The organism is Candidatus Blochmannia sp. SNP (assembly GCF_036549215.1).
GTDB lineage: Bacteria > Pseudomonadota > Gammaproteobacteria > Enterobacterales > Enterobacteriaceae > Blochmanniella.
Map to the genome: position 1 here is coordinate 220,757 of NZ_CP144371.1, position 16,306 is coordinate 237,062.

Here is a 16,306-nt window from a genome sequence, read left to right on the forward strand (position 1 = left end):
TTTAAAAACTATGGAAAATAGTCATATAAATAAACCAATTGTGTTTAGTGGGGCTCAACCATCAGGTCAACTTACTATTGGAAACTATATCGGTGCGATACGTCAATGGGTCAAAATGCAACATAATTATCAATGCATATTTTGCATAGTAGATTTACATTCAGCTACAAACTGTAATAATTTACATCAGTTACATAAGGCATCATTAGATACACTAGCTTTATATTTAGCGTGTGGTATTGATCCAAATAATAGTACTATATTCATTCAGTCCCATGTTCCAGAACATAGTCAATTAAACTGGTTATTGAATTGTTATACATACTTTGGAGAACTAAATCGTATGAATCAATTTAAAGAAAAATTAGCACAACAAAAAGAAAATATTAATATCGGTTTATTTAACTATCCAGTACTAATGGCATCAGATATCTTATTATATCAAACTAATTTAGTTCCAGTAGGATCAGATCAAAAACAACATTTAGAATTAACACGTAATATCGCTAAACGTTTCAATTATAAATATGGCTCAATCTTTGTGATTCCAGAAATATTTATTCCTACATATGGTTCTCGTATCATGTCTTTATTAGAGCCAAATAAAAAAATGTCTAAATCAGATTATAACTCTAATAATATTATTACTCTTTTAGACGATATTAATACAGTATCAAAAAAAATTAAACGCGCTGTTACTGATACTGATAACCCTCCGGTAATTAAATATGATCCCATTAACAAACCTGGAATTTCCAATTTACTAGAAATTCTTTCTGGAATAAATGAACAACCAGTAAAGTATCTAGAAGAATTTTTTAAAAAGAAAACATATTTTTATTTGAAAAATGAAATTATTCAATCAATATCATCAATATTGATAAAACTACAAAATCGTTATTACGCTGAACGTACTAATGAAGATAAATTACGTTATATACTATACATGGGAGCAAAAAAAGCTCAAAAACAAGCAAACATTATCTTAAAAAAAGTACACAAAGCAATGGGGTTTATTCAATATTAATTACTGAACAATTAATTCTTCTACTTGTTAGAATTATTGTTTTTAATATTTAATAATAAAAAAGTTTTTATTCAGATTTATAATTAAACACACATAATATGATTAATACCACATTAGTTATAACATATAAACATAATTAAAAATTATTGTTTTAGAATTAATTGCAAATTAAATGTCATGATAAATTTATAATGAATAAAATTCTTATTATTGATAACTATGATTCCTTCACTTGGAACCTTTATCAATACTTTCAAGAAATGGGGGGCATAGTAGAAGTTAGAAGACATGATACCTTAAGTATCATGGATATTGAACAGCTCTCTCCCGAACGTTTAGTGATTTCTCCTGGACCTGGCACCCCAGATGATGCCGGTATTTCTTTAGAGGCAATCTATTATTTTCATAATAGATTGCCTATTCTTGGCGTATGCCTTGGTCACCAAGCTATAGCCCAATTTTTCGGAGCTAAATTAAAATATGCACAAAAAATAATGCACGGTAAAATCTCTTTAATTCATCATAATGAAAGCGGGATTTTTACTGAAGTAAAACAACCTTTAAATGTAGTACGGTATCATTCCTTAGTGATAGATTCAAATACTATCCCAAGTTGCTTAGAAATAACCGCATGGAGTAATAGCACACACAACACCAATCATGATCAATATAGTGAAATCATGGGAATACGTCATCGTAAATTAGCTATAGAAGGCGTGCAGTTTCATCCAGAAAGTATACTAAGTGAACAAGGACATCGTATTCTAGCCAACTTCATGAAGTATTAAATGAAAATTAAGTAAATTTATTAAAAACTAAAACTGAAAATGATTATATTTATTTTTTCAAATAAATATAAATTGTTACACTAACATTTAATATAACATCATACATTATATATATATATAATTAGGTAATTATTTTATTTCTTATGCAATCTATATAAAACAATTAATTATCAATCACTAAAAATTAGCATATAATTTTATACGTAATTATATATCAAAAATTTTTAATAAATTTTATAGTTTTTCAAAAATTTAATTATTACAACCATAAAAATTTTTCTTTACTCTTCTTATATAAGAATAAACATAAAATATATTATAAAATAATAAGTATATCTTTACATTTATTATTATAATATATAAAAAATAAAATATTTGTTTTATAATCAGTTTATTCAAAAATTTATATGTAAATTTATATCTGCTCTAGTTAATAACGCGTATACACATTAAATGTTACATATGTAACACAGTAATGATTTTGATATTATATAAAATATACAGCAATACATATATTATTATGTCAACAATATAACATATAGAATATAGTAATAAATTTTGAAATCTTACTATTTTATTAATCATTCATGACAATAAAAAGATAAAAACAACTTTTAATTAAATGAATATATATTCTGATTACAAATTAAAAACAAAACTATTCTTATATACTATATTTACATGACACACGACATAATATTTTATTTTAAATTATTTTATACCATATATAATTTATGCAAATTATACCAAATCTACCTAAATACTGTTGCACTACGCTAATCTTCAATATTAAATTTTATTAATGCAAAACTGATAATTATAATCTATATACACAGTATATTAACTACAAGTATTACATGTAATGTTTATATTGTTAAAATATCATAAGCATCAAACAACAGCAAAAGTATATCAATTACCAATGTCAATAAAATAAAATGTATACATACAATACATAATATTCTGATAAAAATATTATTAAAGTCTAATGACAGTAGATATAAAATTGTATAAAAAAAATGATAGAATATTTTTAAATAAATTAAAAAGCAAATTTTCAGTAATTGATATTTTGTACAGGAACACAGAAGTCAATAACTTTTTAATATTCATTTAAAAATTTAGGTATAAAATTATTAAATGTAATTTAAACTACGTTACTTAAATCTTGTCTATTTATATTAAAATAATCAATATTTAGTTTTTTAAATATCTTATTTTTTACTATTATGACTTATCAAACTTTTTGATAAAATTTCACTTATATAAAATGTTCAAAACAACCTTAACATTAAAACACTACATAATATATTTAAACAAATAAAATTTATATATAAACTAAGATTTATTTTTTAATAAATTAAATATACTAAAAATTAATAATTATGCAATATACTGCCATCGTATTAAAATAAAAACTGTCTTCAAAAAGGTAAAAAATTATGAAATCGTTATTTATTAAATTTATTTTGTTTATTTCCATTGTTTCTCTTGCTCTTACCGGAATTATCTGCTAGCATCAAGAAGGTGTTGTTTATTCTAATATGTAGTGCGCTTTGAATTGCACATGTGTCTATATAACAACCACAATGGCATTACAAATAAAAATCATAAAACAGTTCAATCTCTCTTCTCTTAGGAAAAGAGATAATTAGTTAAAAAATAGAATAATGCTATAATAACAATATAACACCGTTACTAAACCGTAGAATAAATAACTTTGTTATTTATTATTGATACTAACATTTTCTCTTCCACTTATTACAAACAATGAAAATTATTATACATTAATTTCTCAACAATTAAACTGAAAAATAAATGTGTTGTTATATATTTTCATATTTAAATGATTCTATATTTAGATATAGAACTAAATGAATAATCATAGCAGATATGATATGATTTTATCTAACTTAGTAGCTTTGAAATAAAAATATCATGCACTGTTATTTGCGTTTAAATAATATTTATGTCGCATATATTTGAAATAATTTCAATCATAAAAATATCGGAGATTGTGACAATGACAACAGTTAATCAACTTGTTCGTAACGCACGAACTGCAAAAACTTTCAAAAGTAATGTGCCAGCATTAGAATCTTGTCCACAAAAGAGAGGAGTATGTATGCGCGTATACACTACTACCCCAAAAAAACCAAATTCTGCATTACGGAAAGTATGTCGTGTTCGCTTAACTAATGGATTAGAAGTAACTTCCTATATTGGAGGAGAAGGTCATAATTTACAGGAACATGCTTCAATTTTAATTCGAGGTGGGCGTGTCAAAGATCTACCAGGTGTCCGATATCATGTCATTCGTGGCGCTCTTGACTGCGCAGGAGTTAACTCCCGTAAGCAAAGTCGTTCCAAATATGGAACAAAAAAACCAAAATAATAATATACCAAAAGATATGACGGTTCTCTTTTTTATTTTTTGATTTAAGTGAAATTTCAAACATAAGGCAAAATTAGTTAACCGAAATTATAATATAACAATTAATTTTATATTTAAATATAATATCAATGAATTAAAGAGGAATTATAATTCATGCCACGCCGTCGAGTCGTTACAAAACGAAATATTCTCCCAGATCCAAAATTTGGATCCGACCTATTAGCAAAATTTATTAATCTATTAATGTTGAACGGAAAAAAATCTATTGCAGAAACAATAGTATATTCTGCGTTAGATATTCTATTCAAACGATCTAATAAAGACTCTCTAGAAACATTCGAAGCAGCTATAAATAATGTACGTCCAATTGTAGAAGTAAAATCTAGACGTGTTGGAGGTTCTACCTATCAAGTACCAGTAGAAGTGCGTCTTATACGTAGAAATACTCTAGCAATGCGATGGATTATTGAAGCTGCTCGTAAAAGAAATGATCAATCTATGGAGTTACGTTTAGCAAATGAACTTTTAGATGCCATAGAGGGCAAAGGGCATGCTGTTAAAAAACGTGAAGAAATACATCGTATCGCAGAATCTAATAAGGCTTTCGCTCATTATCGTTGGTAATTATATCTCAATCATACCAACATACATAAAATATGATATCATTTAGTTTTTAAAAACTCTTAACAATTATTCAACTATTAAGTCTTATTTATCTTAAATATACTTAAGATCACTTAGAAACAGTATTTTTCAAACATATAATAGACATTATTGTTGAAATAATAACAAATATATTATTGAGGATATTAATGACTCGTGTAACACCGATTGTACGGTATCGCAATATTGGAATAAGCGCGCATATTGATGCTGGAAAAACTACTACAACTGAACGCATTTTGTTTTATACAGGTGTAAATCATAAAATTGGAGAAGTACATACTGGTTCTGCAACTATGGACTGGATGGAACAAGAACAAGAACGAGGAATAACAATTACTTCTGCGGCTACTACATGTTTTTGGTCAGGTATGGCCAATCAATTCGACTCACACCGTATTAATATAATAGATACTCCAGGACATGTTGATTTTACCATCGAAGTAGAACGCTCTATGCGTATACTTGACGGCGCAGTAATGATTTATTGTGCCGTGGGCGGAGTGCAACCTCAATCTGAAACTGTATGGCGTCAAGCAAATAAATATAAAGTGCCACGTATTGCATTTATAAATAAAATGGATCGAGTAGGAGCAGATTATCTACGAGTTGTAGAACAATTAAAAACTAGATTGTTTGCAAATCCTGTACCTATTCAATTAGCTGTAGGTTCAGAAGATAAATTTACTGGAGTTATTGATTTAATTAAAATGAAAGCAATTCATTGGAATGAAGCTGATCAAGGCGTAACTTTTGTGTATAGCAAAATACCTGAAAATTTAATAGAACTATCAGATATATGGCATAAGCATTTAATAGAATCTGCTGTTGAAGAATCTGAAGAGTTAATGGATAAATATTTATCTAACAAACATCAATTAACAGAACAAGAAATTAAACAAGCATTACGTCGAAGAGTATTAAACAATGAAATTATACTAGTAACATGTGGATCTGCTTTTAAAAATAAAGGAGTTCAAGCAATGTTAGATGCTGTTGTAGAATATTTACCATCTCCAAGTGATGTAACATCTATTACAGGTGTATTACAAGACGGATCTACTCAAATTAAACGCCATGCTAATGATAACGAACCATTTTCAGCTTTAGCATTTAAAATAGCTACTGATCCATTTGTAGGAAACTTAACTTTTTTTAGAGTATATTCAGGCATCGTCCGTTCCGGAGATAATATTTTAAACCCTATAAAAGAAAAACGTGAACGATTCGGCCGAATTGTACAAATGCATGCAAATAAAAGAGAAGAAATTAAGGCCGTTCATGCAGGAGATATTGCTGCGGCTATTGGTCTAAAAGATGTTGATACTGGAGATACCTTATGTGACCCATCTTCACCAATTATCCTTGAACGTATGGAATTTCCAGAGCCAGTTATTTCTGTAATGGTCGAAGCTAAAACTAAAGCAGATCAAGATAAAATGAGTTTAGCTTTAAATCGTCTAGCTCAAGAAGATCCATCGTTTCGTGTATGGATCGATCAAGACTCTGGTCAAACTATTATTGCCGGAATGGGTGAATTGCATTTAGAAATTCTCGTAGAACGTATGAAAAGAGAATTTAATGTTGAAGCTAACGTAGGAAAACCTCAAGTTGCATACCGAGAAACCATTCGTACTAGTGTAACACAAGAAGGTAAATTTATTCGTCAATCAGGAGGTAGAGGTCAATTCGGTCATGTTTGGTTACGTATCGAACCTATTCATCCAAAAGAAGAAGAAAATTATAAATTTTTAAACAAAATTGTAGGAGGTGCTATCCCTAAGGAATATATACCTGCTGTAGATAAAGGTGTACAAGAACAAATAAGCAATGGAATTCTTGCAGGATATCCAATTGTAGATATTTGTGTAACTATCTTTGATGGTTCTTATCACGAAGTTGATTCTTCAGAAATAGCATTTAAAATAGCAGGATCTATAGCATTTAAAGAAGGATTTATGAAAGCCAATCCCGTATTATTAGAACCTATTATGCATGTAGAAATTGAAACACCTGAAGATTATATGGGAGATGTTATTGCAGATTTAAATCGTCGCCGAGGTATAATTAGTGGTTTAGAGAACTCTACAATTGGCGGGAAGATAATTTGCGCCCAAGTTCCTTTGTCAGACATGTTTGGTTATGCTACTAGTTTACGCTCACAAACTCAAGGACGCGCTTGTTATTCTATGGAATTTTTAAAATATAATGAAGTACCCAACAATATAGCTCAAATTATTATAAATTCTCGTCAAACTAAGTGATAATAAATAATATTTAGATTCAATCGTCTTTGAAAAACTATAAAAGATCTAAGGAGTTTGAGGTGTCCAAAGAAAAATTTAAACGCGTAAAACCACATATTAATGTAGGAACCATTGGTCATGTAGACCACGGAAAAACTACTCTAACTGCCGCTATAACTACTATTTTATCTAAACATTATGGCGGCTGTGCACGTGCTTTCGATCAAATTGACAATGCTCCGGAAGAAAAAGCACGAGGAATTACTATAAATACTTCTCATGTTGAATATGATACTGCACATCGACATTACGCACATGTTGACTGCCCCGGGCATGCTGATTACGTAAAAAATATGATTACCGGAGCTGCACAAATGGACGGAGCAATATTAGTAGTAGCTGCCACTGATGGGCCCATGCCACAAACCCGCGAGCACATTTTATTAGCCAGGCAAGTAGGGGTTCCTCATATAATTGTATTTATGAATAAATGTGATATGGTTAATGATGAAGAATTATTGGAATTAGTCGAAATGGAAATGAGAGAGTTACTATCCCAATATGATTTCCCAGGAGATAATACACCAATTATTCGCGGATCTGCTTTAAAAGCATTAGAGGGTGAAGAAATATGGGCTAATAAAATTTTAGAATTATCAGATGTATTAGACAATTATATTCCAGAGCCCAAACGGTCTGTAGACCAACCATTCTTGTTACCTATTGAAGATGTATTTTCTATTTCTGGCCGAGGCACAGTAGTAACAGGTCGTATTGAACGTGGCATTATAAAAGTAGGTGAAGAAATGGAGATTGTCGGTATAAAAAATACAATAAAAACTACATGTACTGGAGTAGAAATGTTTAGAAAGTTATTAGACGAAGGACGTGCTGGAGAAAATGTTGGTATTTTGTTACGTGGCACTAAACGAGATGAAGTAGAACGTGGCCAGGTATTATCTAAACCTGGATATATCAAGCCTCATTCTCATTTTGAATCAGAAGTATATATTCTTAATAAAGATGAAGGAGGAAGACATACGCCATTTTTTAAAGGTTATCGTCCTCAATTTTATTTTCGTACTACAGATGTTACTGGTACCATTGAATTACCAGAAGGAGTAGATATGGTAATGCCTGGTGATAACATCAAAATGATTGTTAATTTAATTTCTCCAATAGCTATGAATGACGGCCTTCGATTTGCTATTAGAGAAGGCGGCCGTACTATAGGAGCTGGCATTGTGTCTAAAATTATATCTTAATTGAGAAATTTGATAAATACAATTGTTATATGGTTATATTAATAAAAAATATAGTAACGTACTGGTATGCATATAGAAAATAAAAATAAAAAAAATATATATATATTAGAACTGACCAAATGGATTAGCATCATAGGATTAGTATTAACGTCTATCATTGGGAACTACTTATACCGTGATTATAATGCCTTCACAAGAGGTTTAGTAATTTTTGTTATCATTACCGCTGTTACATACATTGCCTCAACAACTAAAATAGGCAAACTAATAGTTATATTTGGGAATGATTCACGCACTGAATTACGAAAAGTAGTATGGCCTACTTACCGAGACGGGTTCAATACTACTTTAATTGTAATAGGAGTAACTATAGTGATTTCATTATTATTATGGGGGCTAGATACTATTTTAGTTTATCTGATATCATTTAGTCTAAGGTTATAATATGACTGATACTTTAAAAAAACATTGGTATGTTATTCAAGCATTTTCTGGTTTTGAAAATCGTGTAGCTCATTCTTTACGTGAGTATATTAAACTACACAATATGGATTCAATGTTTGGTGAAATCATGATTCCAACAGAAGAAGTAGTAGAAATGCGAGCTGGACAACGTAGAAAAAGTGAACGTAAATTTTTTCCCGGTTATGTATTAGTACAAATGATAATGAATGATTCTAGTTGGCATTTAGTAAAAAGTGTTCCGCGTGTTATGGGCTTCGTTGGAGGAACATGCGATAAACCTGCTCCCATTGGGGATAAAGAAGTTAATGATATTATTCATCGACTGCAGCAAATAGGAGATAAGCCTCGTCCTAAAACATTGTTTGAACCTGGAGAACTTATCCGAGTCAGCAATGGCCCTTTTTCTGATTTTAATGCTGTAGTAGAAGAAGTAGATTATGAAAAAAATCGTTTAAAAGTATCAGTTTCTATCTTTGGACGAGCCACTCCGGTAGAATTGGATTTTTCTCAAGTTGAAAAATCTTGATTGCATAAAATCATATATTAAAAACTTATATATTTCAGTATATATAATAAAAATAGTTGTTCCTTTGTATTTATATTTAAATAATAAACGAATATAAATAAAAAAGAAAATGTTGTTAATTTTATTACTAGGACAATTAATATGGTTAAAAAAGTACAAGCCTATATTAGGCTACAAATTTCTGCTGGAGCTGCTAATCCTAGCCCTCCTGTTGGGCCTGCTTTAGGCCAACAAGGCGTTAATATTATGGAATTTTGTAAAGCATTTAATGCAAAAACAGAAAAACTTGAAACAGGACTACCGATCCCAGTTATCATTACTGTTTATACTGATCGATCTTTTTCATTTATTACTAAATCTCCTCCCGCTTCAATATTATTAAAAAAAGCTGCAAACATTCAATCTGGATCTGAAAAACCAAATATAATAAACGTTGGTAAAGTGTCATATACTCAAATTTATGAAATTGCAAAAATTAAAGCTGTTGATATGACAGGTTCTGATATAGAATCAATCGCACGTTCTATTATAGGCACAGCTCATTCTATGGGGCTAAAGGTGGAAGATTAATAAATATGGGTAAATTAAGCAAAAGAATGCATATAATGCAACATTATGCAGATAAATCTATACAATATTCTACAATAGATGGATTACAATTATTAAAAAAAATTACAAAAGTTAAATTTGTTGAAAGTGTTGATGTTGCCATTAATTTAGGAATTGATGCACGTAAATCTGATCAAAACGTACGCGGCAATGTAATTTTGCCACATGGTACCGGTCGTAATGTTCGCCTTGCTGTTTTTACACAAGGAGATAATATCTTATTAGCTAAAAATGCTGGGGCTGATTTAGTTGGATTACATGATTTATCTGATGAAATAAAAACAGGAAAACACCGGCTAGATGTAGTTATTGCATCTCCTGATGTAATGCATGTAGTAAGTAAATTAGGTCCCATTTTAGGGCCAAAAGGTTTAATGCCAAATCTTAAAATGGGCACTATATCCAATAATGTAGAAGAATTAGTTAAAAATATCAAATTAGGGCAGATACGCTATAAAAATGACAAAAACGGCATTATTCATGCCACCATTGGTAAAATTAATTTTGATATCATAAAACTCAAGGAAAATTTAGAAGCATTAATAGCATCTTTAAAGCAAGCTAAGCCAATGATATTTAAAGGAACATACATTAAAAAGATAACCCTTTCTACTACTATGGGTAGATCTATATCTATTGATCAAAATACTCTATTTATTACACATTAGCTGTGATATTAATGTGTTTTTATTAATAGCTTCTTTACATAATTTTCAAATTAGTCTACACTCTGTTAGGTTGGTATGTTTGTAATTGCAGCTTTAATTATATTAGTTTAATTCGAATTATATAATTTTATTTAAAATAGTTTGATTGATGGATATTAAACTTGCGACATAGTATATGTAATGTAGTTATTATTACGATGAATTTATAGTAATACGCTTTCTTACTGCATCTTATAAAGAAGGTAATTTCTTATAAAAATATTTCATTTAAGATTTTGGTACTACAATCTTTAACATATATATATCTTTATATATATATTTTGAGTTAACGTTCTAGTTCATAATAATAAATGCATATCAAATTTAATCAAGGTGTTGTTTTATGGTATTAAACCTACAAAAAAAAGAAGAAATTGTTTGTAAAATACACGAAACAGCTAAAAAATCTTTATCAGCAGTAGTGGCTTCCTTAGATGGTATTACTGTAAATGAAGTAACCAAGTTGCGAAAAGAAGCGCGTGATCTTGGAGTATACATACATGTTGTTCGCAATACGTTAATGCGGAAAATAGTAGAACATACGCCCTTGTCATGTTTGCAGGATATTTTAATAGGACAAAACATTATCGCATTTTCTATGTGTCAACCTCGCGATTCTGCACGTATTTTCGTAAAATTTAATAAAAATCATAAACATTTTAAAATAAAAGGCGCTGCTTTTGAGGGTAAATTTATTCCTGCATTAAAAATTAATTTATTATCTGATTTACCCAATCATGAAGAAGCTATTTCCAGATTAATGACAATTATGAAAACAAGTAGTATAGAAAATCTAATACGAGTCTTATACGTATTATCTAATCAAAAAACTAAATTGTGATTTAATAAAAATATTATAAATATTTTAACAAATAGTCATTTGATTATGTAATCCTCTTTAATATTTTATATTTTTGGAGATTTTTATGTCTCTTACAAAAGAACAAATTTTAGATGCTATTTCCAATATGTCTGTTATGGAAATAGTTAAATTAACATCTATGATGGAAGAAAAGTTTGGAGTATCTGCTGCTTCGTTAGCCACTGTTGAACAACCTAATGTATCAGAACCAGTCATAAAGGAACAAACTGAATTTAACGTGTTTTTAACTGCTATTGGCAATAACAAAATTCCCGTAATTAAAACTGTACGCAGTATTACTGGATTAGGGCTAAAAGAAGCAAAAGAATTAGTGGAATCTGCACCTATAATTTTGAAAGAATCAATAAACAAAGATGACGCTGAAACCTTAAAAAAAACTTTAGAAACAGCAGGTGCAACTGTTGAAATTAAATAAAAGACAAAATAAACCAATAATAATCTATTATTGAGTATGACTATATAGGACCTTATGTTACTAACATTAAAACGACATTTAATTTTAAACAACATAAAATTATGATATTTCAATATTTTATGTATTTCAACTATAAAAACACACAAGTACTATATATATATGAATCTACATCTAAAATAATATATACGGTAATTTTTCCTGCTATATATTATTTATATAGTGGCCAACTTATTTCTTGAAAAAATCATCCATATTAACTAATCGAGGAACTTTATGGTGTATTCCTATACTGAAAAGAAACGTATTCGTAAAGATTTTGGAAAACGTCCTCAAGTTTTAGATATTCCATATCTTCTTTCTATTCAGCTTGATTCCTTTCAAAAATTTATTAGGCATGATCCAGAAAGACAATGTGGATTGGAAGCGGCTTTTAGATCTGTTTTTCCTATTAAAAGCTATAATGGTAATGCTGAGCTAAAATACATTAAATATCGATTAGGAGAACCTACATTTGACGTAAAAGAATGTCAAACACGTGGTATCACTTTTTCTGCGCCATTACGTGTACGTCTATGTTTAATTATTTATGAACGTGATGGATTAAATAACATAATAAAAAATACCAAAGAACAAGAAGTATATATGGGTGAAATTCCACTTATGACTAATAACGGTACTTTTATTATTAATGGAATTGAACGAGTTATTGTGTCTCAGTTACATAGAAGCCCTGGCGTATTTTTCGATAGTGACAAAGGTAAAACACATTCATCCGGAAAAGTATTATATAATGCACGTATTATCCCATACCGAGGATCTTGGTTAGATTTTGAGTTTGATCTGAAAGATAATTTATTTGTACGAATTGATAGACGACGAAAGTTACCAGTAACAGTGATACTGCGTGCTTTAAATTATACCACTGATCAAATTTTAAATATGTTCTTTAATAAAGTAATATATGAAATTCAAAATAATACATTATATATGCATCTAATACCTGAAAGATTACGCGGTGAAACAGCATCTTTTGACATTGTTGTTAATGACATTACATACGTAAAAAAAGGACGTCGTATTGCAGCTAGACATATTCATCAATTAAAAAAAGACAATATTTCAAAAATTGAAATACCCATAGATTATATAATTGGTAAAGTTGTTATAAAAGATTACATTGATAAAAACACAAATACACTGATTGTTGCAGCTAATACAGAAATATCTACCGATATATTACATAACTTAATTCAATCAGGATATAAGTCCATAGAAACATTATTTAGCAATGATCTAGATTACGGTAATTATATTTCTGAAACCTTGCGTATTGATACAACCACCAATAAATTTGATGCATTAATAGAAATTTATCGTGTAATGCGTCCGGGAGAACCACCAACTAAAGAGGCTGCTGAATATTTATTTGAAAACTTATTTTTCTCAGAAGAACGTTATGACTTGTCTGCTGTAGGTAGAATGAAATTTAATCGTTCATTGCAACGAGTACAAATAGAAGATTTAGGAATATTAAAAAAGGACGATATTGTTGATGTAATTAAAAAATTAATCGATATTAGAAATGGTAAAGGAGATGTAGATGATATTGATCATCTAGGGAATCGACGTATTCGCTCTGTGGGCGAAATGGCAGAAAATCAATTTAGAATCGGATTAGTTAGAGTAGAACGTGCAGTAAAAGAACGATTATCTTTAGGTGATTTAGATACGTTAACCCCTCAAGATTTGATTAATGCTAAACCAATTTCAGCTGCAGTAAGAGAATTTTTTACTTCCAGTCAATTATCTCAATTTATGGATCAAAATAATCCATTATCAGAAATTACTCATAAACGTCGTATATCTGCCTTAGGACCAGGAGGTTTAACTAGAGAACGTGCAGGATTTGAAGTACGAGATGTCCATCCCACACATTATGGTCGAGTCTGTCCAATAGAAACTCCAGAAGGACCAAATATAGGTTTAATTAACTCATTATCTGTATACGCTCGAGCTAATGAATACGGATTTTTAGAAACTCCATATCGTAAAGTTCAAAATGGTATAGTTAGTGATGATATTTACTATTTATCTGCAATTGAAGAAAGTAATTTTGTTATTGCTCAAGCAAATACAAACCTAAACTCAATAGGAGAATTTGTTAACGACTTAGTAACCTGTAGAAATAAAGGTGAATCTGGTCTTTTTAAAAAAGATCAAGTTGATTACATGGATGTCTCTACGCAACAAATAGTATCAGTCGCCGCCTCATTAATTCCTTTTTTAGAGCACGATGATGCCAATCGTGCTCTAATGGGAGCAAATATGCAACGTCAAGCTGTTCCTGTTCTGTGTAGTGAAAAACCGTTAGTGGGAACTGGAATGGAACGTGTAGTAGCCATAGATTCCGGTGTCACAGCAATAGCTAAACGTGGTGGTATCGTTAAATATGTAGATGCATCGCGTATTGTAATACATGTTAATGAAAATGAAACACATGATGAAGAATCAGGAATCGATATTTATCATTTAATAAAATATATTCGATCAAATCAAAATACCTGTATCAATCAACGACCTTGTGTATCTTTGGAAGAATCAGTAGAACGTGGAGATGTGATAGCAGACGGTCCATCTACTGATTTAGGAGAATTAGCTTTAGGGCAAAATATGCGAATTGCCTTTATGCCTTGGAATGGATACAATTTTGAAGACTCAATGTTAGTTTCAGAACGCGTAGTGCAAGAAGATAGATTTACAAGTATACATATCCAAGAATTAACTTGTGTATCTCGTGATACCAAATTAGGACCTGAAGAAATAACAGCTGACATTCCAAACGTAGGAGAAACGGCATTATCCAAACTAGATGAATCTGGAATTATTTACATCGGAGCGGAAGTAATAGGAGGAGATATTCTTGTTGGAAAAGTTACACCTAAAGGAGAAACTCAATTAACACCAGAAGAAAAACTACTTCGTGCTATTTTTGGTGAAAAAGCCTCCGATGTAAAAGATTCATCCCTACGAGTTCCTAATGGAGTATGCGGTACTGTAATTGATGTACAAATATTTACTAGAGATGGTGTTAACAAGGACAACCGCTCACTAACGATTGAATCTGCTAAATTGAAACAAGTAAAAAAAGATTTAAATGAAGAATTCCAAATTTTTGAGTCAGCTTTATTCAGTCGAGTTTATGATATATTAATTACGAGCGGGATCGAAAAAGAAAAATTGATTAAAATTAACCGTAATTCTTGGTTAAATTTGGTACTATCAGATACAAAAAAACAATATCAATTATCTCAATTAACTAAGCAATATTTTAATTTGAAACGTATGTTTGAAAAAAAAACAGAAATTCAGCATCGTAAAATTACTCAAGGAGACGAGTTAGCTCCTGGTATATTAAAAATAGTTAAGGTATATTTAGCTGTAAAACGTCAAATACAACCTGGGGATAAAATGGCAGGACGACATGGAAATAAAGGTGTAATTTCAAAAATTAACCCTATTGAAGATATGCCATATGACCAGAATGGAATACCAATAGATATCGTGCTCAATCCTCTTGGAGTACCATCTCGCATGAATATTGGACAAATTTTAGAAACCCATCTTGGTATGGCCGCGAAAGGTATTGGAGACAAAATAAACTTCATGTTACAAAAATACAAAGAAATAAGTCAATTAAGAAAATTTATTCAAGAAGCGTATGATTTAGGAGAAGGATCGCGGCAACACGTTGATCTTAATAAATTTTCAGATGAAGAAATATTGCAATTAGCTAAGAATTTAAAAGAAGGAATACCTATTGCTACTCCAGTATTTGACGGAGCAACAGAAAAGGAAATTAAAGACCTTTTACAATTATCCGGATTGCCAACTTCCGGTCAAATTACATTATTTGATGGATGTACAGGGGAAGTATTTGAAAGAAAAGTTACTGTAGGTTATATGTACATGTTAAAATTAAATCACTTAGTAGACGATAAAATGCACGCACGTTCTACCGGTTCCTATAGTTTAGTCACGCAACAACCATTAGGAGGAAAGGCTCAGTTTGGGGGTCAACGTTTCGGTGAAATGGAAGTATGGGCATTAGAAGCTTATGGCGCATCATACACTCTGCAAGAAATGCTAACAGTAAAATCAGACGATGTAAATGGACGTACTAGAATGTATAAAAATATTGTTGATGGAAATCATATAATGGACCCCGGCATGCCTGAATCTTTCAACGTTTTATTAAAAGAAATTCGTTCTTTAGCAATTAACATTGAACTAGAAGATTAATATTTAAATTTAAAATCT

General features: G+C 30.1%; 13 protein-coding genes. All 13 read left to right on the top strand.

The genetic code is table 11. The features are described from left to right. Positions 1-25: 25 nt before the first annotated feature. Positions 26-1,027: a tryptophan--tRNA ligase gene (gene trpS / locus VOI34_RS00940; protein WP_331828710.1), complete on the top strand. Its 1,002-nt coding sequence runs from the start codon at positions 26-28 to the stop codon at positions 1,025-1,027. Positions 1,028-1,218: 191 nt separating this feature from the next. Next, on the top strand, positions 1,219-1,815 hold the full coding sequence (locus tag VOI34_RS00945) for an anthranilate synthase component II (protein ID WP_331828589.1): 597 nt from the start codon (positions 1,219-1,221) through the stop codon (positions 1,813-1,815). Between the two features lie 2,023 nt (positions 1,816-3,838). Next, a complete protein-coding gene (rpsL, locus tag VOI34_RS00950) occupies positions 3,839-4,210 on the top strand; it encodes a 30S ribosomal protein S12 (RefSeq protein ID WP_331828590.1) in 372 nt (123 codons plus the stop codon). A 153-nt stretch (positions 4,211-4,363) separates the two neighbouring features. Continuing rightward, a complete protein-coding gene (gene rpsG / locus VOI34_RS00955; protein ID WP_331828591.1) occupies positions 4,364-4,834 on the top strand; it encodes a 30S ribosomal protein S7 in 471 nt (156 codons plus the stop codon). A 188-nt stretch (positions 4,835-5,022) separates the two neighbouring features. Next, positions 5,023-7,137, top strand: a complete 2,115-nt coding sequence (gene fusA / locus VOI34_RS00960) for an elongation factor G (protein WP_331828592.1) — start codon at positions 5,023-5,025, stop codon at positions 7,135-7,137. 62 nt (positions 7,138-7,199) lie between these two features. Further along, positions 7,200-8,384 (top strand): elongation factor Tu, encoded by a 1,185-nt coding sequence (gene tuf / locus VOI34_RS00965; protein WP_331828593.1) that lies wholly within the window; start codon positions 7,200-7,202, stop codon positions 8,382-8,384. 66 nt (positions 8,385-8,450) lie between these two features. Further along, positions 8,451-8,828, top strand: a complete 378-nt coding sequence (secE, locus tag VOI34_RS00970) for a preprotein translocase subunit SecE (RefSeq protein WP_331828594.1) — start codon at positions 8,451-8,453, stop codon at positions 8,826-8,828. Between the two features lies 1 nt (position 8,829). Continuing rightward, a complete protein-coding gene (nusG, locus tag VOI34_RS00975) occupies positions 8,830-9,375 on the top strand; it encodes a transcription termination/antitermination protein NusG (RefSeq protein ID WP_331828595.1) in 546 nt (181 codons plus the stop codon). A 141-nt stretch (positions 9,376-9,516) separates the two neighbouring features. Further along, entirely contained in the window at positions 9,517-9,945 is a 429-nt protein-coding gene (gene rplK / locus VOI34_RS00980) for a 50S ribosomal protein L11 (protein WP_331828596.1), read from the top strand. Between the two features lie 5 nt (positions 9,946-9,950). Next, positions 9,951-10,652, top strand: a complete 702-nt coding sequence (rplA, locus tag VOI34_RS00985; protein WP_331828597.1) for a 50S ribosomal protein L1 — start codon at positions 9,951-9,953, stop codon at positions 10,650-10,652. A gap of 382 nt (positions 10,653-11,034) precedes the next feature. Next, on the top strand, positions 11,035-11,532 hold the full coding sequence (rplJ, locus tag VOI34_RS00990; RefSeq protein ID WP_331828598.1) for a 50S ribosomal protein L10: 498 nt from the start codon (positions 11,035-11,037) through the stop codon (positions 11,530-11,532). Between the two features lie 85 nt (positions 11,533-11,617). Next, positions 11,618-11,989 (top strand): 50S ribosomal protein L7/L12, encoded by a 372-nt coding sequence (gene rplL, locus VOI34_RS00995; protein ID WP_331828599.1) that lies wholly within the window; start codon positions 11,618-11,620, stop codon positions 11,987-11,989. 273 nt (positions 11,990-12,262) lie between these two features. Next, positions 12,263-16,288: a DNA-directed RNA polymerase subunit beta gene (rpoB, locus tag VOI34_RS01000; RefSeq protein ID WP_331828600.1), complete on the top strand. Its 4,026-nt coding sequence runs from the start codon at positions 12,263-12,265 to the stop codon at positions 16,286-16,288. Positions 16,289-16,306 lie beyond the last annotated feature (18 nt).